Below are 19633 nucleotides of genomic sequence, written 5' to 3' on the forward strand. Positions count from 1 at the left end.
TTCCTGTTCTCTTTGGCGGATTTTCTCGGCTTGCTCCTCTTTGAGTTGCTGCTCTTTGGCGTCGAGTCGGTCCTTGGCTTCCCGCAATCGGTTCAGTCGGTCCTCTTGCTCCCGGAGTTCCTCCGGGAGCTCGTCTCCGCGGTATTCCGGACCGTATTCATCGTCTTCTGCTACGTCGATCTCGGCGGCTTCCTCAAGGATGTCATGGATTTCCGCGGTGATCTGCTCACGAGTGCGATTTTGGTCGAGTGCGGCGTCGCCTTGGACGCGACGGCCGTCCAAGGCGACTTCGCCCATCTCGGCCATGCCGGCTTCTCGACAGAGGCGAAGAATCTCGACGAAGAGGTGTTCGAACTCTTCACGGTGGTTCTTTCGAAAGAGGCTGATCGTGCGGAAGTCAGGGTGTTGATTCGCAGCAAGGTAGCGAAAAGCGACGTCTCGTTCGAGGAGACGATCGAGCTTGCGGGAGCTGCGGACGCCGATACAGTAGCCGAAGACGAGGATTTTGAGCATCATGACGGGATGGAAGGGCGGCCGGCCACGGCCGTCCGCCCGTTGGTCTGGATAGAATGGGTCAAGGCGGTTCTCGTCGTCAAGATGATCGATGACATCGGAGACGTAGGCTTCGAGGCTGTCCGGTTGGACCCAATCCGCGACGTTTTTTGGCAGGAGGTGTTGCTGATCTTGATCGTATCGGACAAAGTTGGACGTCATGAGAATCCTTACGCTGTACAGGAGTTTCAGCTAGATAAGATTTATGTCATATGGCTCGAAATCCAGAGAATCTGAGTCATCCCGTCGATGTTTCTTGGACAGGCTCATATCAGGTATTAATCGAAGTTGTAGGGAAAGTAGTCTGCGTTCTGGGATTTCGACGCGTTTGGCACTGTCTAGATAAGGACGAGCAGGTCGAAGAGTTAGTGATTGATGCTACTCTCAAACCTGCTCAGAGAGAGTTTAGACACGGCTACGCTTGAATGTTGGGAGCGTGAGCGGACGGCGACGCCCGTCAGGGCGTTCGCCGTCTGGCTCCACGCGACCGGTTGTTCACTCAGAGAAACAAAATCAATCCTTGCGCTTCTCGGCGTAAAACGATCGCACCAAGCGATTTTTCAATGGGTTCATCGGATATCTGACAGCGTCTCCGACCCGCCGTCGGCAGCGCCGACGCGGGTCGCGGTGGACGAAACCGCTGTCAAAATCAACGGCGAGTGGTCTTGGATGTACGCTGCAATAGACACCGAAACAAAGCTGTTGCTTGATGTCAAAGTGTTTGATCGGCATGGGACCGATCAAGCGGCTGCGTTTCTTTCTGGATTGGTCGAGAAACACGATCTCTCGGACGCGGTGTTTCTCGTTGATGGCTATGGCTATCGGACTGCCCTCTTTCGAATTGGATTGAGCGGTCGGCTCAACTACACAGAACGAAACCTGATCGAAAAGTGGTTTCACACGCTCAAACAGCGGATCGACCGCTTCCATACCTCGTGGGTGGGCAGTCGGCCGAGCGCCCAGCGGTGGCTTGAACAGTTTGTGCATTACTATAACCATCAGCGACCGCATCAATCGCTCGACAATCAAACGCCTGTTGAGGAGGAGCTAAACTAGACAGTGCCCGATCACCGTGTTTGTCTGACCAAGTGGGATGAGGTTGAAGCCGCCCGTCGGTACGGGTTCGAGTTGATCAACTTGCATCTCATGAACGAGAGCAGGTGCGTTGCCAGTATTCTCAACCTCGACTTCGAGGTGATGGTCACTAATATCGAATGTTACTGACCCCACCTCGAGCTGCGGAGAAACCTTCCACGCAACCCTCCCAAGCGTATCACTCTCGGGTGCCGACTTGGAACCACGGTGCGCGACGAGCTGCCACTGTCCCGAAGGCACCTCACGTTCGGAATTCGCAATCGCACCAAAGACATCCTATCGGGGTCGGCTCTCCGGTCGCTCACCACACTACGCAGACGTACTTGCAGAAACGGCGATCTTACCATCATTGGCGACCTCGATTCGATAGCCACCGAAACGAATTGCGGTGGTTCCGATTGCGATTCTGGGATGGGAAGGAAATAGTGGGGTGAGCTGATAATCGGTTGGTCGACGTTTCAAGCGTGGTTTGTGGAGGAAGCAACTTTTCATAGGTATTGAATCACGTCTTTATCAGTCGAAATAACAGGGTCAAAGGGCTGAAGTCGAGGAATCGATTCTTCCATCGAAACCTGCCCTGTATGTCGTTAAAGAACGTAAGCGACAAACCAAACAAGCGGTGATGAACCGAGCGGGCGAGTGCGCATATGCTACTTTGAATTTCAAGACCCTCTCGCTTTGCAAAAAATCTCTGTAACGAGATGCTTGCTTACTTTCAATATTTTTGATTAGAATGTTATTGACTTGAACACTTTTGTGAGGATATGTTATTTTACTATGGTTTATTTTTTGAACAGAGCGTTCACAAAATATGTAACAATATTTTATACATTTGTTCTCGTAGCGGGAGGCTATGGCATGGACGTCAAAACGATCGCTGATAGCAGCACGAAGCAATGTCGGCAGTGGAGTTCTTAACGGGAAACTCTACATCTTTGGTGGGATTAGAAGCGCAACCGGATTGAAAGCAGTCACACAAACATATGTGTATGACCCAACGATTGGGTCGCTCGGAGAATGGAAAGAGCTGCAAGACAAACCCCTCCCGGAACCACTCTGGGGATCTTGCGGGGTTGCAGCAAATGGGAAAATCTTCAGTTTCGGTGGTGCACCGCCAGATAGTCCCTACACAACAGGTGACCCACCAACGGATAAGATCTTTGTCTTCGAGCCAGACACGGGCTGGCGAGAACTCGGAGAAAAATGCCCGTACCCGAATTGGGCAATGGGTGGCGTATACAATCCTAACGATGGCCTCATCTATTGTATGGGAGGGGGGACGTCTGTAGATTGGGGACTAGCGCATCCGAATGACGCTACTGCGTACACGAGCACAGGCGCAGCACGCTTTGACTGTAAACGGATCTGGACATTCGATCCGACGAGTGAGACCGTAGAGAACGGTAGTCTTGCGCTAATGGGCCAAGCAAAGCGGTGGCCTGTCGCTGCCCATGTTCTTGTGAACAATCAACACTGTATTCATGCGACTGGGGGCTGGAAAGGTAACTTTGGACCCACGGACACGAACTATCGATATAACACAGAAACGAAAACGCTTTCTACAAAACGGGTCACGCCCAGGTCCGGATATTTTGCGACGCGAAATAACCCAGTGATCAACAATCGCATGTATCTTAGCTACCAACTCGTTGGAACAAAATATCCTGATTCATATTTGTTGAATCACGTTCGCTACAATCCTTCAGAAAATACCTACACAACACTCGGGTCAACACTTGCACCAAAACGGACAGGCTCTGGGAGTGGAGTGATTAACAATAAAATATACGTCGCTGGAGGTCACTACAAAAAAGATACGAATCACATCTGTATTGCAGATATGGATATGTTCTCTCTGTAACTCGGGCTACAGCTGCTGGCACTCATTTTGCCTATTCGAAACAAGTAGATCATGGATTTGCATAAGATATTATTTGATAACAATCATTATTCGATCTATGGTACTCCGTTCTGAGCCGTTGAAAACGTCGGCTGCCGACTTCAGAGTCGATAATATACGTTACTTGTGAAATGTGTGTGGGAAGTCACCAACTAACAAAGGTTCGATATCTCGTTTGGTGGCGGGTAAAATGATACACGACATCACCAGACGTTTTTTCTCGGAGTAGTCGTACTCATCATCGTCACTGGAGGGATTGCCAGAGCATCAGTACACCAAGAACACACGCAAACTACGCCTTTGACTGCGGCAGGTGGGAGTAACGAGCATGATGCGGATCGTACCCAAGTAACCGAGTGCAACTATTCGAAGCTGTCCAGCAGTGTTTCGACCGCAGTTGTTGAAGTAGTAACCCACAATAGGGGTTCCGCGTGGGAGGCCTCGGGATGGATATATGAAATAAACGATTCAGGCGCGTACATCATTACAAACTGGCACGTGGCTGAACAAGGAAATCCGACGGATATCAACGTTCGATTTGAAGGTGGTCGATGGGCGGAAGCCACTGTTGTCGGGGCGAACGAACTCACTGACATTGCAGTGATTCGAGTAGAGAATGTCCCCGAATCAGCCAGCGCGCTACCGATCAGCCAAGATTTGGCTATACGGGGAGAAGGGATAGCCGTCTTCGGTTCACCGTACTATTATGAGGAGTCGATTACTGAGGGCATTATTAGCGGTGTCAACCGATCATGGCCGGTTCGACTGCCGTTCCAAGGCGTCACACGTCCGACGACACCGATGATACAGACGGACGCGAGTATCGAATATGGGAGCAGCGGCGGGCCGTGGGTAAATTGTCAGGGTGAAGTCGTTGGAATGACGGTACTTGGCCCCCACATCTGTGACGAACTTCGGCATCTCGTCGCGGGCACTTCGCGTGATAGTCCCGGCCATCATCGCCAATGGGTCGTACCCTCTCTCGTACCTCGGCACTGAAACGATTGATGTAGACGAGACTGTTGCCGAAGTGAACAACATCAACACTGCGCGAGGAGTGATGGTGACTAATCTGACCGCAGATAGCCCGGCACGGAACAAGCTGCGACCAGCTTCCACTATTTCGAAAGAAATTAGGCAGTATCCGATTCCCGTTGGTGGCGATGTTATCCTCGCCGTTGATGGCGTCCCCATCAACGATTTGGAAGACCTCTACACGTATCTCTACTTGGAAACTCGCCCAAACGAGACAGTGACGTTCACTGTCCTTCGTAACGGAGAGCAGTAAAAAGTACAGGTAACTGTGAGCGAATATCCGGCATTGCCGCCACCAACACCGACAACCACACAACCGACAGTTACCGAGACGACAACGACACGAACTACGACGGAATTGCCTTCAATTGAGACGGCGACGAATGGTCGGAAATAACAGACGAGCATATTTATTTAATAAAACATTCAAATATGGGCGACATAGGTAAATTTATGTCCTCTGGTTTAAAGGACAATGGTCGCCGATTGATGTGCTCTCTATAGCGTACAACCGGGTAACGGGTAGAAAATGGATGTCACGAGTTCCTGTCTACGAAGACTGCGCTTCCTACGTAACTTACGATAGCATTCGTCTTTAGCTAAGACTCACACCTCGGTTGCGTAGCGGTAGCGAGCGTCTCTTGCAGTATTGATCGTTGCTTGTGGATCTTCTGCGCGTCCTCGATCAACCGCTCCAACAGCGGCGGTGGCGAGTAGCCGAGATACTCACCCAGTTCGTGGAGGATGAGCTGGGCGTGCGACCGGAAGGTCGCCGCCCAGCGTTCCGGCGGAAACACGATCTCATCATCGGCCTGCTCGGTGACCAGATCCAACAACTCACGGCTCACCAACAGTGATAGCAACGCTGCGTACAGCAAGATTTCCACGACAACAGGGTTGCGTGTGTCAAACTCGTCTAGTTCGTACTGCGTCTTCAACTCACGGAACAGCGTCTCTACCTCCCATCGACACCGATACAGCGTCGCTAAATCCGCCGGCAGGAACTCCTCTCGCGGCAGATTCGTGATGTACAGATGGTAGTCGTCGGCGTCCACAACGGGGACGCCGACCACGCGGAACCGCTTCGTGTCCAGTGAGCGCGTACCCTCGTACTGCCCGCGCTTGAACTCCACTTCGACCTCAACGTCGATGTACTTCCGCGAGAGGTCATCGACCACATCGTGGATCTGCTCGCCTTCCAAGGGAATGGCGCGGGCGCGCCATTCCCGTAATTCTGTCGTTATCACCGGATTAGCGCTCTTCTTCAACCGACTCACGAAGTAGCCGTCGTTCTCGTCGATTAACGCAAAGCGGCGGTACTTGAAGTACGCTAGGTCGAACAAAACGAGCCGTCCGCACAGCCACGACCCCGTCTTAAACAGCGTGCTGTCGTGCGTTTTCTCGTCAGTCACGTCGAGTCGTTCAATCGTTTGGTCGGTGGCGTTGTGGAGCAGGTGGAGCTTCGCTCCAGCCTGCTCCTCGTGGCGGGCTTGGAACTCCTCGGAAAGGAACTTGTGCAACCGCAACACCGTTCCATCCGCGATCATCACGTCTCGGAATCGGTCGATATCAGCATCAACAGTGGCGGGAACAGCGACCTCGTCGAGACCCCGCTCGACGAGGTCGCGGAGGTACTCTGCGAGTGCTGGCGTCAACCGGTGATAGAAGCCGCCGGGAGAGATCGTCTCGTCAGCTGTCGAGTTGTAGCTCCGTCTGAACCCAGCGAGTGTTCGGCTCTCGCCTGCGGCGAAGCCGAACACGAGCGCCCACACGAGGACAGGAATCTGGAGCTTTCCGTCTCGTTCGACCACGCCGAGTTCCTCGGCGTGATCTTCGAGGAACTCGGAGGGAAACAGTGTAGTAAGCCGACGCATGATTCTCGATGAGGAGGCGTCTGTGTGCACAGCGGACATCTCCTCATTCCTCTCGAAAAGTAGCCTCGATAAGCCGCCGCTGTCACGTGATTCTACTCTTAGCTAAAGACGAATACCTTCGCGCTTTACGTACTAAAGACCGGGCGGTTCATTGGCATTTACAACGCTTCCATCATTGCAGTAAAAACGCACAAATAAACGATTTTAACGATGTCTCACTATTCTACGCTGTTTAGCAATTCTCAGGGGTCCAGCGAACTGCGTGTACCTGTGATTGACCGGGAATTGGTTGCTCACCTGTGGAACTCCATCCCGTGATTTCGCCAGCTGAATTAATGCTTGAAGCTGCAGCTAGATCATTCCCAGGATCACTCTGGAGCAAGGGAAGTTCCTGCATTCCTTCGCTTTCAGTCCAAATGAATGCGTGATAATCTAATTGTGATGTATAACTCTGACCGACAATTTGGCCACGTGAATTGATGTCGGAGGCGACACTCTCGTTTCCACCTAAGTGACCTAAATCCTGCATTCCGTCTTTTTTCGTCCAGAGAAATGCATGTTGTGCTCCATCCGAAGTCTGACTGTGCCCCACAATGTGTCCCTTTGAATTAATGCCAATGGCAGCACTGTTGTACCCACCAAGGGTTCCGAGATCCTTCATTCCGCATTTCGGTGTCCAAACAAACGCGTGCTCGGCACCAGTGTCCGTTTGGCTTCGGCCTACAATTTGCCCGCGTGAATTGTTGTCAAAAGCTATGCTTGTGAATCCACCAAGAGTTCCAAGGTCTTGCATTTCACCGTTTGCTGTCCAAAGGAAGGCATGTTCCAACCCATCAGACATAGTGCTTTGTCCAACAATCTGACCACGAGAATTAATGGCTTCAGCATAACTGTCCGCTCCACCAAGGGTACCAAGGTCCTGCATCCCCCTTTTTTGCGACCACAAGAATGAATGTATAGTTCCATCTCCTGTTTGACTCCCTCCGACGACTTGACCTCGAGAATTGATATCTGAAGCACTACTATATGTTCCTCCTTCTAATGTTTCTAGATTTTGCATTCCCTTCTTCTCGGACCAAATGAATGCATAAACAGGGAATAACGAATCAGTAGTTGTGCTTAGCCCAACAATATGACCAGTGGTGTTAATACCGTATCCCCAACTGTTGAGGCCACCAAGTGTCCCGAGGTCGGTGATCGTGTATTGTGTTGCAATTGATGGAGTGTTTTGTTTCTTCTTATTGGTTTGGCTTCTTCCAGTGTTGGCAACCTGCTTTAGGCCACTATCAGACTGTGGAAATCTGGACATCCCATTTAGTAGTCCAAGACCACCAATGCCCCCCAAAAAGCTCCGCCGGCCGACTGGCCCTCCTGTGTGATGGGTTGTGGACATATCATTCTGTTCACTTTCCTTCGAGTCAAATCGCTTGTCTTCCTCTGACATCAGTCTATTATACATGGTTAGAGGTATTAAAGGAACAACATTGTTTAGTAGATTTAACACGGTAAGCTACTCTTACTGCCGTTCTATTTAAATAGGAGAGGATCTGTAGAATACTATCGACAACTACTCGTCGCAGGCAGGAGTACAATCATATCCATCCTCTACAGAAACGCAAGAAGGCTATCGAACGGCGAGTAGTGACGGAGATCGTCTGATTCATCTGGTTGCTAGTCACCAGTATTCTCCTTAATTTCAGATACCTACACTGCTCCAAGTACACCAGCCACAAAGACATCGATTGTCCTACCGACTGTATCCATTGCAACTCTCATATGAATGAATATTCCTCAGAATTTGTCTGGTACGTCACTTCTTCGGCATCCCGTCATCAGTGACCTCAAGCATCCACAATCATTGCCACCAATCTGGGTACAATCTTCTGAAATACGGGATAGTGGGAGCAGATTTCAGGGGAGTACTTGTCATTAGTTCTATCGTTGCGTGCTACAGTGCGCGATCAGTGATTATCTGCCATACGTGCGCAACGTGATCAGTGATCGCGTCACCAGTTGTGGACCCCGAGGAAAGGGTATCGTATTAGAAGTGAAATGCCATTCATCATAGAATCTTTTCATTTCCCCTTTCTAACCGTAAGAGGTGGCCATAGACGATCATCTAATCATAATCGCTATCCGTGTAACGAGGTGCGGTTTTTGATTGTAGCCGATTAGGCCGGAAACAGAATTCAGGACTAGTCAAATATATTTGTATAATATTTAACTGTTTATGGGGCGTACTCCTCAGTTGGTCATGGAAATCAACTGGAAAGCTATCAGCGCAGGGTTTCTCATCGATTTCATTCTCGCACTACTCTTTACGTGGCTTATTCCGCCCGCTCTAATATCTGTGCCTGTGAAGGTGATTCCTGGCCTCATTGGTGGTCTCACTGCCGGCTTGATGGTGGTAGGTGCAACTCGTGGGGCTACTAATGGGCTGATCGCAACCCTGTTCGTCGCAATTATCCTCTTCGTCAGTTTTGGCGTATCTGGATTTTTTGTGAAAATGATAGCTTGGTCAAACACATTGGGTTTGGGCATCTTTACTCTACAGATCCTTTCAGGTGCTGTTGGCGGCTTTATCGGGGGATGGTTCACGGGTCGTCGCGCTACCGCTCGTGAAACCATTAAAGAAACCAGCTGATTAAATTGAAGTCCAGTATTATAGAGAGATAATGGAAAGGCAACCCTCTGTCACCGATCTATCTCCTCGTGTCCATCACTCATTAATTGTCATAGCCGAACCAGACGATATCTTGATCAAGGGTCGCGAAGCAGATGACCACAAGTGTGGATACAAGGACGTGCCCATCTAACGGTTGATGTCGAGGTATACCGAGAATACGATGATGCTCAAGCGTATACTGACTGCTCTCGCGTCACAAATCATTGATTTTCTACCGCCTAAAATTATGAGCGGTAGTCAACACAAATAAGTCGCCGCTTTCGGAGATGTACGAAATTCGTGATCGAGAGGTGTACTCGAGAGGTGTACTATTGACAGCTGTCTTCCCTCGAGAGTAATAGTTGATTGTTGTTCTGAGGTACTGTGGTAGCATCTGAACCAGATTGTAGGGTTATTGGATTGTGACCTATGGACATGTATTTAAGTAAGGCATAATTATTTGATACTAAATACTAAATAATAAGTAACTGGTAATGACAATAGACAGATCAACCTACAACACACGCCAGTCAAACCACCACTTCCGTAGCCGTGGATCATCATTTGGCCGTCGCGGATTCCTTGGAGGTATTAGCAGCCTTGGTGCACTTGGAACGATCCCCAGTATTGTTCCAGCTCGTAGTGGATCTGCGGCTTTCAAACAAGAGAGTCACAATGCGAGCCAAGGGACCGACCCGTATACGATCACTGATCTCGGGACTCTTGGCGGAACCTCAAGCAATGCCTTCGACATTAATGCACGTGGAGATGTCGTTGGGGGAAGCGAGACGAACGATGGAGAGCATCACGCATTCCACTGGACAAAGAAGGTAGGGATGACCGATCTTGGGACGCTTGGTGGCTCTCATAGCTTGGCGTCTGCGATTAATACACGAGAAACCATTGTCGGTGGGAGTGAAACTGCTGATGGATACGAGCATGCGTTCCGGTGGACAGAGAGCTGTGGGATGGAAGATCTCGGTACCCTTGGAGGTTCCTTGAGTATTGCTGACGGAATCAATCAACGAGGGGATATCGTCGGGACGAGTTTTACGGGCGAGGGCTATCCCCGTGCCGTTCGGTGGACAGAAAGATAGCTGTCTCTTTCCATTCTTATTTCGAGCTTAGTGCTATGTGAAAGCAACAACTAAGACGTCCAATGTTTACAAATAGGAGGCTAGTACCTCAGGATATACTTAGTCGGTTCGTCAGATTTTGTTTAAAGAGAACTCAGCGGACCATTTTGAGTTGCAGCCGAAGGAAAAGAAAGAGGAAGACCGTTTAGGCCAGTATAAAATACTAACCAACGAGCAACCTACTGATTGTTCTTTTCAACATGATCAGTCAAAAAAGTCGGGTGGACCAAGCACCGTCACGCTACTGTCTTTCTTCTTGCTGCTACCGACTGCGATGGCGGTATTGTCGTCCTGAACGTTCACGTTCGTCTGCTCGACCCACTGACCTTGGTTGACGTTGGCTTTGGCGTTCTGTTCGTTTTCCTGGTCTTGCGCGGCAACGTTGCCGATGAATCCACCCGCGAATACCGACATAACGAGCGCCAGTGCAACCAGAAGTCGAGTTGCTTTTTTCATGGTTGGTAGTTCTTCGGCGATTCCGTGACGAGACACCACTGCCGCCCTCACCCGGAACCACCTCGGGAACTACTGTCGACGGACGCCTACATTAACCAGTGTGATTGTTCTTGTTTTTTCACCGATCTTAACGATTCAACAGGCGTTCTATCTTAAGCCGCTGTGAGTTATCCCACGGTCGTGGGTAAGATGCTTAGTTTGGCCTTTGACTCTTCTTAGAAGTATCTACCATCTATAGAATGACCACCGGAAGATACTGGCAAGATGATACTATCTTCAGTGATGCGGAACCTACGCCTCTTCGAGGATTTCCTCGGCGTTCTCAGGCCGAGAGGGACGCTTTGTCCGTGGAATAGCTCTCGACAACCCGAGGTTGTCCAAAAACTTAGCAAGATAGTTTAGATGGTACTCAACGCCGAACTCCTCGTTGAGGAGATGCTGGATCTCTTGTGATTTCCACGGCTGACCTTCTCGAAGAAGTTTGAGGAGCTGTTTCTGTTCGTCTTCATCGAGCTTCGGGGGCCTGCCGCCCCCGAAGTTCGGCGTCAGTTGCCCGAGACCACCGTCATTCCAGCGACGAGCCCAGCGACTGCCCGTCGAAGCAGATTTTCCGACATCGTCGGCGGCTTCCTCTAGTGTCGCACCCTTGTAGAGGCGTTTAACGAACGTGAGTCGTTTGGTGATCTTTGGATCGTCTGCTTTGTCCAGCAGACGATCCAACTCATCCTCGCTCAGATGGTGGGCGATTTCACGCCGACGATCTCCACCCATTATTCACTTCTTTCCCTCTATGCCCAAAACTTCTGTCACTCATTATACGATATTGGGATAAATCTACTGTACTAACTGCGAGAGCTGAAAAGTAGCAAAACGTATTTGTATTCCGTTTAAGACAGCAGATGGAAAACCGCGTTCGGTCGAGCGGACGAATTCCATCAAAACCGAGTTCCTCATCGAAGTCGTGGTAGTCCGCGACCTGATAAACTGGTATATACTCAATTCGCTCGGAAAGCACCGATATTTGGACTGTGGCCTTGAGTGAACCCTCGTTCTCTATGATTACTGGGATCTTAGTATCTTCATTCCTAACTTAAATGTACCGGAGAGGTTCTTAGTCTGAAAACGCTCCTCTCATTTTACGTCTTTTACTTCTCTCGTTTGGGGTACCAACCCTAAACGCAGCTGAGAGGCAGTCGTTCGTGATGCCAAGGGACGAGAACACACTCAATACGAACCTCAACTTCAGAGAACATGGATTCCGACAACCGACGAACCACACGCAGATCCGTCTTAAGTAGTACTGTAATCGCACTTACCGGCCTTGCTGGCTGCGCGAGCCTTGGTGGGACATCGAATGAATCGACGCAAACGAGGCATCGCCAGACCACCACAGGTCGTCGTACGACGACGCAGACGACTACTACAACCAGTGAGACAACTACTACAACCAGCGAGACGACCGAGACCACGACGCAAGACGAACCGGGATACATCGATTACCACTGGCACGGCCAGCTCTTCTTCGACATCGATGGTCAACTCGTCGATTTCGACCGCCCGGCGTACTACCTCGACAACTTAGAGAAGCAACAGCCTGAAACGGTGTACTTCCATTTCCACGACTCTGCCCACGGTCCGAACGAGTGGAGTAACGAAAAGAAAGTTATCACGTTCGAACGGGGTCTAAATCTCCTCCCGAATATCGCATATCAAAATCGTGGTGGCAGCCACGTCGTCGGATATAACGGAACGATGTATCACGGCGGACGCTCCGGTATGGACGTTTCTATTCGCGAAGGAACCGAGGATATCGACCCGACAAAATACGAAATCGAACACGCCGACCAGTTCTGGGTTAGTATCTCGACAGAGAGTAGGTCTGGCGGGAACGGTGACACGCGGTCAGGGAAAATCATGTTCGATATCAACAACCGCCGACTGGACTTCACAGCGTCGAAGTACCAGCGTGCCAGGACGAAGCGGTTCCAGTTCGAGAACAGCGAGCCACCGTACTACGGGTGGACAAACGCAGGAGATCCGATTACGGTCGCAGAGGTATTCGACCAGCTACCGGATATTTCCTACACAAACCGTGGTGACCACGTTATCAAGTACGCGAGTGGCGACAGCCACGGTGGGACGTACAAGGCGTCCGACGAGGGAACGGAAATCAGCATTCGACAGCGAGCGACCGACATCGATCCCTTATCATATGAACTGCAAGACGGCGACATCATATGGGTGTACGTACATAGTGACACCGCTCCGGACAACGAACACTGATTTCAAGAGAGACTAATATGACCGAATATACACTTGCCTTTAAGCCCGCGATCGGGTTGTATGGCCGCCATGATCCCAGTGCAGTACTCTTCGAAGATGGTGATGTTGTCTACGGTATCGAAGAAGAGCGACTATCCCGACAAAAACATGCACCAGAGACGTTCCCGAACAAAGCAATACGTGCTTGCCTCGACTACCGTGATCTCGACCTTTGTGATATCTCGCAGGTGATTCTTCCCTACGATCCCTCACTCCAATCGAAGATCCTCGATCACTATTTACGAGATATGCTTCGCCTTGATGGCATCGATTCGAAGCTACGTCACTTGGAATGGGTCGTGAAGTCACAGGTGCAAGGGGAGTTTTTCCCAACCAAACAAGTCGAAACCCGATTAGCTGAAATTGGGACTCCTGTGCCGCCGATTGAGACGAAATCGCACCACGCTTGTCATGCTGCCAGTGCGTTCCATCCGTCCGGATTTGACGAAGCACTAGTGCTTACCGTTGACGCCAAGGGAGAGTACGACTCGACAGTCGTTTGGCGGGGTGACGAAGACGGTCTCTCGCGGATCCGAACGTACGAGCATCCCAATAGTCTTGGTCTCTTCTTCGCTGTCATCACCGAGTATCTCGGGTATCGGATGTTCAACGGGGAGGGAAAAGTGATGGGTCTGGCACCATACGGTGAGGAGAACGAAGCGATTGAAAACGCCCTCAGAGATCTCGTTACTCCGGGTGTTAACTATGACGTGACAGAGCTCACGAAGCGGTGGGGCACAGACTATGGCGTTCGAAAACTAGAAGAGACACTCGGCCGTCCACGAAACGACACGCCGGGCGAGTTCGACCAGTGGCAGAAAGATCTCGCGTATGCCGCTCAACAGTTCCTCGAAGAGACTGTCCTCGACATCACGACGACGTATACGAACGCTCTCGGTACAGCAAACATCGGGCTGGCTGGTGGTGTTGCATTGAACTGTAAGATGAACCAACGGATTATCGCGTCGGATGCTGCTGAGAACGTATTTATCCAACCGGTTGCCCACGATGCTGGGTTGGCACTTGGCGCAGGATGGCTCGACCAATCACCAACTGACGTACCCCAGATGACTGATGTCTATCTCGGCTCCGAGTACGACACTGACGAGATCATCAGTGACTTAGAGACGAACAAAATCGAGTACGAACGTCCCGACGACCTCGAACGCTACGTGGCAGAGCGACTCGCCGACGGGGCACTTGTTGGCTGGTTCTGTGGCCGCATGGAGATGGGGCCACGTGCACTCGGGAGTCGAAGCATCCTCGCCGATCCGCGAACGATCGCGTCCCGTGACCGAGTGAATAAGTTCGTCAAACACCGTGAGGAGTGGCGACCATTTGCCCCGTCGATGCTCGAAGACGCCGCCGAAGAGTATCTTGAAAACGGTCGCCCAGCGCCATTCATGATTACAGCGTCTGACGTCAAACAAGAGAAGCGGGCCGATATCGAGGCAGTCTTACACCCGGCAGACGACTCGACACGGCCACAAACCGTTCACAAAGAGCAACATCCACGATATTACAAACTCATCTCGGAGTTCGCCGACATCACCAGCGTTCCAGTGGTATTGAATACATCGTTCAATGATCACGCCGAACCGATCGTTGAGACGCCGACGCAGGCGCTCAAGGATTTCTATGGAATGGGACTGGACGTCCTCGTACTCAACAATGTGATCGTTGAGAAATCACCGAATACGTCGATAGAGAGACCGTCACAACGAGTAGATAGCCGACAGCCGAAACGAGACACGCTGGTGGAGCTTCAGACCTGAACTGCTAGTTTATCTTCATAGAGATTCTCTAAGTAGTATTCAGACTGGTTCTGAAGTACATCATGCCACGAACCCAGCAGTACGTTGTCAATCTGTCTGCCGACGAACGAGCTGAACCCGAAGCGATGCTAGCGGCTGGAACGCACAAAACGCGCTGTTCTCACGCGTGCGCGCTGTCTGTTACACGCGGAAGAAGCATGTCATCGGTTGTGATCGAGTAACTCGCGACGAGTTTCGAATTCGTCGTCCGAGAGTTCGCCACGAGCGTACGCGAGTCGCAACTCTTCAAGTGCACTGTCCGTTTCACTCGGTGGAGTGCGAAGAAGGGTTCGATAGAGAGCGTACCCGATCCCGATGAGTATGACAAGCCAAATCAGCATCATCCCCAATCCCCACCATGGTGAGACGCTCCCGGCATATCTGCCGTCCATCATCCATCCACCTCCCCAGCCCATCATCGGAAACATAACAACCATCATCAATACCGGAAGGAGGACTAATACGGCCAATATTGCAACGATGCTTCGGGCAAGCGTACTATCGACATCTGATGTCGTCATAGTATCGTGTAGTACTTCAGATGTTATACCCGTTTTGTGAGTGTTGAGGATACGTTGTTAATTCCGCCATTGAGCAATACATGGATTTATATAGCGTTTGTTAGAGAGGTAGTTAGGACAAAACATGACTCTCTCCTAACTTCCCATCTCCACCTACCTTTAAACACTCTCTCGCTTGCATTACAAGGCTATAGATGTAATGAACAAGGGTTCAATCGAGATTCCGGACATAGGTTCGATAGTTCGTTAAGCAGATCCAATTTGATTTCTATCATGTATGGAAAGAAACCGTAAGTACCCGATTCAGATACTCATATACACCACTTTGGTTGCTAAGGCTCCTCAAAGATAAATGTTCGCTCTCAGTGCTATGTGACACTGTTGTACTCCCAACGATTGGTATATGCTCTGACCAGTCGCCGTCGAATCGCCGAAGTTTGAACGAGACGAGCAAGCAATTTCGGTCGCTGAACAACACGTGTGTACACCCGCCACGGACATCGGGTCACATCGTTGACGGTCAGTCCATCAATAGCCGTTGCAATCTGGGCGACAAGCAGTACGTCATTGGTATCTTCCAACACGCCCCGCATCAGTGTTGCAAGCCGATATTCTGACTTCATCTGCTCATAGAGGTGTTGTGGATAGTCGGATTCGTTACTCTCTCGAACCAGTCGTGCGAGAAGATTCGATGAACGAATTGCCTGACAGATTCCTTCACCCTGATAGCGGTTGGCGATTCCAGCAGCATCACCAACGAGGAACACACCCTGTTCGGGATGAAGACGTTCTGGATTGAGGCTCGGCCCTTGGGGAATCGTGGCAGCGTTAACATCCTCACGATTAGGTTGTGGAATGTCCATCCGATCACAGGCGCTCCAAAGCGCTTCTATGTAGTTGGTGGGGCGATCGGTCCCGGCCCACCCGATTCCAATGTTTGCTCGGGTCTTAGTTTTCGGAAAGCACCACCAGTATCCGACGTATCCCTCAAAGACGATTCGTGGCAGATGAAGATACTCAGCAAACTCACCTTCGACGTCAGCGTTAAGCGCAATCATATCGCCAGTATACTGATTCGTTTCACCTGCTGCTTTGGTCGTGAGTGATGGGTGGCCTGTCGCGTCAACCACGTAGTCGTAAGCTTCGACGAGTTCCCAGTACTGGCCAATCGAGATGTTTATTTCATCACGGACATCCACTGCCGGGCCATCCTCACCGGTGGCAAGTCGTGTGGCCCATTGGCGCTCCACGACATTTCTGTCCGTGATGTATCCGTATTTTGGATCAATACTTGATGTGGCGAGTGGTGGTTTGTTTGCGTGATTCGCAGAGCCATAGATTTCGATTTCGAACTGCTTGACACGGTTTACGAATCCGTTCTCGGCGATTTTTTCGAGGGGAACAACGAAGCCTCGTTGATTGCCTCACCACAGTTGACTCGCTTATCATCGTATGACTGGCGCTCGAACAGGGTTACATCTGCGAATTCTCGAAAACGCTCTGCGGCAGCGAGCCCAGCGACAGCCCCTCCGAGCACTGCAACCGTTGGCTGATTTACTGATGATTGCACGTCACCACGTCGTGCCATTTTACTACTTACGTTCCTCGTAGTGCTATGTTTTTCCCCCGTCTTTCCGGATCCCGGCCAAGAATTGTGGATATCAGGCTTCAACAGACGGCAATCGTTGGCGGTCAGTTCTGGTGAATCAAACGGCTGAAGTTTATCTTAGAGACCGTTGAACACTCTTTTCATGCCACATCCGGGGATTGGGGTACACGCCATTTTCGGCGAGTTATCGGCGGTGTTGTTTCTCTGGACGTTCGTCGAATTCTATCGTGGCGTTGACCAGACAAACATAGCACGCGTACGGCGTATTTCGCTTGTGGCACTTGGTTCATTGGCGGTGGCGTGGATCGTTGGTGGCAACTACTACTTAACCGGCTATCAGCAGATAAAAGACGTCATCGTCAGTGGCCCCCAACCGTGGAGTCACGAAATCTTCATGGAAGCAAAGGAACATATTTTCCTATTCCTTCCTGGCTTAGCGCTTCTTCAGGCGGGGGCGTTGCGGACACGCGACGAATTTACTGGCGATGCACGGTACGCACTCCTTGTTATTACAGGTCTTCTTGTCCTCACTGCCTTCGTAATGGCCGGGATGGGGTACCTGATATCGAGCGGCTTCCGTGCGGCAACGGGCCCGACGACGCTCCTCGGAGGGAGTATCTAACATGGCAAATACCTCTTTGTATCGGTACTATGTCGCGGCGGTCGGTACTATCTGGTTTGTCACTGCAGTCACGCTTGCGACGGAACTAATACCTGCTCTCAAAGATTTGATTGAGGGAGTGTTTCTCCACCACTGGCTTGGCAAGAGCGTTTTGACGCTTATCGTCTTCGGACTCCTCGTTCTCGTCACGCCTGAACGGAACTTCGACGAACGGCGGTGGGCGAACTACGTACTCGGAAGCGTCGTTGTTGGCGGGCTCGTCATTCTTGGTTATTTCGTTTTTCACTACTTCACGACGTGATCAGCTAAGACAACATTATGATAATCGGGTTTCGGCGGTGACTCGAATACACTGCTAACGAACGAAAATCACACCATCATATATGGGCCTGAAAGAATGTGGTTGGTCTTAATTCTCTGTCTCCTCCGTCTCAGAGCCGCTCGTGTTCTCACTGCGTGGCGTCGAAGTGTACGTCATGTCGACGCTCTGGTTGAGTCGGGAAAGAAGCAGTCGGAGTGCCGTTACTCCTGACACGAGCGCAGCCCGAGACTCGTGATTTTGATCCCAAAATTCTGTAGACGTGTATCGACTGGTGTCATCTTGCAGGGTGTCGATTATTTGAGTGAGTTCGTCAGTCAGTACCTTGTCCTCCACGTCAACTGCCCTGTCAACAGCCATCAATGGTGTGGACTCAGCCTCTGTCTCGTCATCACTACGTTCTTCGAGTCGCTGGAGTTCCGCAGCAAACATTCGAAGTAATCCAAGGCTCGTCTCGAGGAGGACGTGGTGCTCTGGATGTTCCTGCCAATACGCTGCTGATGTGTACTCGGGAACGTCGGCTTGAATATCTTGAAGCAATTCGTCGATATCGTCAGTCCAAACATTGACGAGGGTACGAATCACCTCCCGCCGGAACGCTGCTTCTTCAGGGGCCGACGAGGAGGGGGCCTCACCGCCGATACCGCCCTGTCCGAGAAGTATCCAGTCGACCAATTCACCCCACGCCCGATCCAGTGTGGCCCGCGGTGTCGCCTGTTTCGCGAGCTCCTCGGCGACGATTGGCCGGATTTCCTCACTAAAGCGGTATTCAGGCGCGAGTACGAGCGTGAGTGACTCTGCTGTGACGACGGCTTTTGCCTGAAGAACCATCTCAGAGGGGAACACAACACCGTGTTCCGCTCCGGCATAAACGATTTCAAGGTATGTCTGCGCAAGACTCCGTTCTGAGAGATCCTTGTCATAGAAGCGGTCGAGGAGAACATCGTACGCGTCCCGATAGGAGTCTGTGTCTGCTTGTTCAGTCGATTCAGCCATCTCGATGAGGTGGTGAAACGCTCGGTCGCGCTGGCGACGCGTTATCGCAATCCAGTACGCGAGAAAGCGATCTCGCTGGTCGGGTCGCATCCGGCCGACCATCCCAACGTCAAGTAGTGCGATCCTCCCGTTCCGCTGGAAGAATATATTGCCGGGGTGGAGATTTGCATGGAAGAATCCGTCAGCGACGAATATCTTGATGAGCAGTTCCGAGAGGCGCTGTGCAAGCGTGTGCCGGCGCTGCTCGGACACAACGTCTGCAACCTCATGGAGCCGCATCCCGGATACCTTCCCCATCGTCAGTACGCGTTCCGTCGTCAACTCCCAGTACACGGCGGGGAACGTCACGTCGTCCCAGTCCTCGAAGTTCCGACGAAACTCCTCGAGGTGGTGTCCCTCGACATCGAATTCCAACTCTTTGAGCGTCCAAGAGGCGAATTCGTCGACGATACGGGTGAGTGGAAGGGTACGGGGTGTGAGACGAAGGGTACTCACAATCCAGGCGACCGAGCGAATAATCCGGAGATCTCGTTCGACGCGATTTCTGATACCTGGCCGCTGTACCTTAACCGCGACCTCGCTACCATCGTCGAGCGTCGCGAAATAGACCTGACTGAGTGACGCTGATGCGATGGGATTGGTGGGAAAGTCTACGAACAGATCCTCGGGAGGTGCCCCGAGTTCGTCTTAGATAACTGCCCGAGCCTCCGTTGACGC

General features: G+C 51.2%; 16 protein-coding genes and 2 pseudogenes. 10 read left to right on the forward strand and 8 right to left on the reverse strand.

All coding sequences use genetic code 11. From position 1 onward, the window contains the following. Positions 1–714 (reverse strand): transposase (locus ACR3FF_RS04790; protein ID WP_458186529.1); only part of this gene is annotated, 714 nt, incomplete at its 3' end. A gap of 213 nt (positions 715–927) precedes the next feature. On the opposite strand from ACR3FF_RS04790, the gene ACR3FF_RS04795 reads away from it, so the two are divergent. From ACR3FF_RS04795 to ACR3FF_RS04810, 4 genes are all read left to right on the forward strand, one after another. Beyond that, entirely contained in the window at positions 928–1608 is a 681-nt protein-coding gene (locus tag ACR3FF_RS04795; protein WP_458186531.1) for an IS6 family transposase, read from the forward strand. An 892-nt stretch (positions 1609–2500) separates the two neighbouring features. Next, positions 2501–3508 carry a Kelch repeat-containing protein gene (locus ACR3FF_RS04800; protein ID WP_458186533.1) on the forward strand — a complete coding sequence of 336 codons (1008 nt, stop codon included), beginning with the start codon at positions 2501–2503 and terminating at the stop codon, positions 3506–3508. A 339-nt stretch (positions 3509–3847) separates the two neighbouring features. Beyond that, positions 3848–4546 carry a S1C family serine protease gene (locus ACR3FF_RS04805; RefSeq protein WP_458186534.1) on the forward strand — a complete coding sequence of 233 codons (699 nt, stop codon included), beginning with the start codon at positions 3848–3850 and terminating at the stop codon, positions 4544–4546. After that, positions 4437–4835, forward strand: coding sequence for a S1C family serine protease (locus ACR3FF_RS04810; protein WP_458186536.1), 399 nt, complete (start codon positions 4437–4439; stop codon positions 4833–4835). Before ACR3FF_RS04805 ends, ACR3FF_RS04810 begins: the two co-directional genes overlap by 110 nt. A gap of 346 nt (positions 4836–5181) precedes the next feature. Here the strand turns inward: ACR3FF_RS04810 and ACR3FF_RS04815 are convergent, their stop codons facing one another. After that, on the reverse strand, positions 5182–6456 hold the full coding sequence (locus ACR3FF_RS04815) for an IS4 family transposase (RefSeq protein ID WP_458186670.1): 1275 nt from the start codon (positions 6454–6456) through the stop codon (positions 5182–5184). A gap of 232 nt (positions 6457–6688) precedes the next feature. Beyond that, positions 6689–7900, reverse strand: a complete 1212-nt coding sequence (locus ACR3FF_RS04820) for a hypothetical protein (protein WP_458186538.1) — start codon at positions 7898–7900, stop codon at positions 6689–6691. Positions 7901–8710: 810 nt separating this feature from the next. Here ACR3FF_RS04820 and ACR3FF_RS04825 point away from each other — a divergent pair. Continuing rightward, complete coding sequence (locus tag ACR3FF_RS04825; protein WP_458186540.1) at positions 8711–9100, forward strand: DUF5518 domain-containing protein; 390 nt, start codon at positions 8711–8713, stop codon at positions 9098–9100. Between the two features lie 515 nt (positions 9101–9615). Continuing rightward, complete coding sequence (locus tag ACR3FF_RS04830; RefSeq protein WP_458186542.1) at positions 9616–10218, forward strand: hypothetical protein; 603 nt, start codon at positions 9616–9618, stop codon at positions 10216–10218. Positions 10219–10461: 243 nt separating this feature from the next. On the opposite strand, the gene ACR3FF_RS04835 is transcribed toward ACR3FF_RS04830, so the two are convergent. Next, on the reverse strand, positions 10462–10713 hold the full coding sequence (locus ACR3FF_RS04835; protein ID WP_458186544.1) for a hypothetical protein: 252 nt from the start codon (positions 10711–10713) through the stop codon (positions 10462–10464). A 297-nt stretch (positions 10714–11010) separates the two neighbouring features. Further along, positions 11011–11484: pseudogene (locus ACR3FF_RS04840) on the reverse strand (IS630 family transposase); the annotation flags it as partial. A gap of 480 nt (positions 11485–11964) precedes the next feature. On the opposite strand from ACR3FF_RS04840, the gene ACR3FF_RS04845 reads away from it, so the two are divergent. Both ACR3FF_RS04845 and ACR3FF_RS04850 read left to right on the forward strand, forming a co-directional pair. Continuing rightward, the gene (locus ACR3FF_RS04845; protein ID WP_458186546.1) at positions 11965–12996 is read left to right on the forward strand and encodes a hypothetical protein; all 1032 of its coding nucleotides are present in this window, start codon (positions 11965–11967) and stop codon (positions 12994–12996) included. A gap of 17 nt (positions 12997–13013) precedes the next feature. After that, positions 13014–14810, forward strand: coding sequence for a carbamoyltransferase family protein (locus ACR3FF_RS04850; protein ID WP_458186547.1), 1797 nt, complete (start codon positions 13014–13016; stop codon positions 14808–14810). A gap of 200 nt (positions 14811–15010) precedes the next feature. On the opposite strand, the gene ACR3FF_RS04855 is transcribed toward ACR3FF_RS04850, so the two are convergent. Both ACR3FF_RS04855 and ACR3FF_RS04860 read right to left on the reverse strand, forming a co-directional pair. Further along, on the reverse strand, positions 15011–15370 hold the full coding sequence (locus ACR3FF_RS04855) for an SHOCT domain-containing protein (protein WP_458186549.1): 360 nt from the start codon (positions 15368–15370) through the stop codon (positions 15011–15013). 368 nt (positions 15371–15738) lie between these two features. Then, a complete protein-coding gene (locus ACR3FF_RS04860; RefSeq protein ID WP_458186550.1) occupies positions 15739–16620 on the reverse strand; it encodes a geranylgeranyl reductase family protein in 882 nt (293 codons plus the stop codon). Positions 16621–17121: 501 nt separating this feature from the next. Between ACR3FF_RS04860 and ACR3FF_RS04865 the strand changes: the two genes are divergently transcribed. Both ACR3FF_RS04865 and ACR3FF_RS04870 read left to right on the forward strand, forming a co-directional pair. Further along, on the forward strand, positions 17122–17601 hold the full coding sequence (locus tag ACR3FF_RS04865; RefSeq protein WP_458186552.1) for a hypothetical protein: 480 nt from the start codon (positions 17122–17124) through the stop codon (positions 17599–17601). Position 17602: 1 nt separating this feature from the next. Beyond that, positions 17603–17902 carry a hypothetical protein gene (locus tag ACR3FF_RS04870; protein ID WP_458186554.1) on the forward strand — a complete coding sequence of 100 codons (300 nt, stop codon included), beginning with the start codon at positions 17603–17605 and terminating at the stop codon, positions 17900–17902. A 108-nt stretch (positions 17903–18010) separates the two neighbouring features. Here the strand turns inward: ACR3FF_RS04870 and ACR3FF_RS04875 are convergent. Continuing rightward, a pseudogene (locus ACR3FF_RS04875) lies at positions 18011–19588 on the reverse strand (ABC1 kinase family protein); the annotation flags it as partial. Between the last annotated feature and the right edge of the window lie 45 nt (positions 19589–19633).

It is taken from the genome of Haladaptatus ordinarius (genome assembly GCF_054177595.1).

Coding starts and splice junctions, on each gene's coding strand:
- ACR3FF_RS04795 (WP_458186531.1), top strand. CDS start 928: ATGCTACTCTCAAACCTGCTCAGAGAGAGTTTAGACACGGCTACGCTT.
- ACR3FF_RS04800 (WP_458186533.1), top strand. CDS start 2,501: ATGGCATGGACGTCAAAACGATCGCTGATAGCAGCACGAAGCAATGTC.
- ACR3FF_RS04815 (WP_458186670.1), bottom strand. CDS start 6,456: ATGCGTCGGCTTACTACACTGTTTCCCTCCGAGTTCCTCGAAGATCAC.
- ACR3FF_RS04820 (WP_458186538.1), bottom strand. CDS start 7,900: ATGTCAGAGGAAGACAAGCGATTTGACTCGAAGGAAAGTGAACAGAAT.
- ACR3FF_RS04825 (WP_458186540.1), top strand. CDS start 8,711: ATGGAAATCAACTGGAAAGCTATCAGCGCAGGGTTTCTCATCGATTTC.
- ACR3FF_RS04830 (WP_458186542.1), top strand. CDS start 9,616: ATGACAATAGACAGATCAACCTACAACACACGCCAGTCAAACCACCAC.
- ACR3FF_RS04835 (WP_458186544.1), bottom strand. CDS start 10,713: ATGAAAAAAGCAACTCGACTTCTGGTTGCACTGGCGCTCGTTATGTCG.
- ACR3FF_RS04845 (WP_458186546.1), top strand. CDS start 11,965: ATGGATTCCGACAACCGACGAACCACACGCAGATCCGTCTTAAGTAGT.
- ACR3FF_RS04850 (WP_458186547.1), top strand. CDS start 13,014: ATGACCGAATATACACTTGCCTTTAAGCCCGCGATCGGGTTGTATGGC.
- ACR3FF_RS04855 (WP_458186549.1), bottom strand. CDS start 15,370: ATGACGACATCAGATGTCGATAGTACGCTTGCCCGAAGCATCGTTGCA.
- ACR3FF_RS04865 (WP_458186552.1), top strand. CDS start 17,122: ATGCCACATCCGGGGATTGGGGTACACGCCATTTTCGGCGAGTTATCG.
- ACR3FF_RS04870 (WP_458186554.1), top strand. CDS start 17,603: ATGGCAAATACCTCTTTGTATCGGTACTATGTCGCGGCGGTCGGTACT.